This is a genomic window from Paenibacillus sp. J2TS4 (assembly GCF_018403245.1).
Taxonomy (GTDB): domain Bacteria; phylum Bacillota; class Bacilli; order Paenibacillales; family NBRC-103111; genus Paenibacillus_L.
Genome location: NZ_BOSH01000044.1, coordinates 1 through 659, shown reverse-complemented (window position 1 = coordinate 659; position 659 = coordinate 1). Strand labels below are relative to the sequence as shown.

Sequence of the window (659 nt, the reverse complement as noted above, 5' to 3'; positions counted from 1 at the left end):
GGACATCCCCGGATCAAAGCTTGCTTACAGCTCCCCGAGGCATTATCGTTGTTCGCCACGTCCTTCATCGGCTCCTAGCGCCTAGGCATCCTCCGTGTGCTCTTACTAGCTTAACCTGGATGTTTTCTGAAGGAAAATCATCAACCGAAGCCGATTTTCCCCTTCGAAAAAACCCAATCTACACTTGCTAATGGATGCTTTCGCATTTCTTCGCTATCTAGTTTTCAAGGAACAAAGCTTCGCTTGCGTCGTCAATCGAGCGACTGCCGATATTCGCAGCGAAAGATATCTTACCACATTGCTTCCGCGTTGGCAACTAGCAATTTCTTGCTGTTCCGACGCTGATTAGATGGTGAGCCAGCGAATTTATCACCGACTTCCCGCCGATTAGGCAGCCACTTTCCAAGAGAGCCATTGACTCTCAGGGCAAGCTCCATCAAAACTGAACAAATGAGATTTCAACACAAGCCATGTTTAGTTTCAATGAAGAAACTATCTTTTATACATCCGACCAAAGTCGAAATGTAATTCATTCCTTAGAAAGGAGGTGATCCAGCCGCACCTTCCGATACGGCTACCTTGTTACGACTTCACCCCAATTATCTACCCCACCTTCGGCGGCTGGCCCCTTACGGTTACCTCACCGACTTCAGGTGTTG

The 659-nt window shown here is 48.0% G+C and carries 2 rRNA genes; both read right to left on the bottom strand.

Annotation, left to right across the window (positions count from 1 at the left end):
* Nucleotides 1–116: ribosomal RNA gene (locus KJS69_RS29385) — 23S ribosomal RNA — on the bottom strand; the annotation flags it as partial.
* Nucleotides 117–540: 424 nt separating this feature from the next.
* A 16S ribosomal RNA gene (locus KJS69_RS29380) occupies nt 541–659 on the bottom strand; the annotation flags it as partial.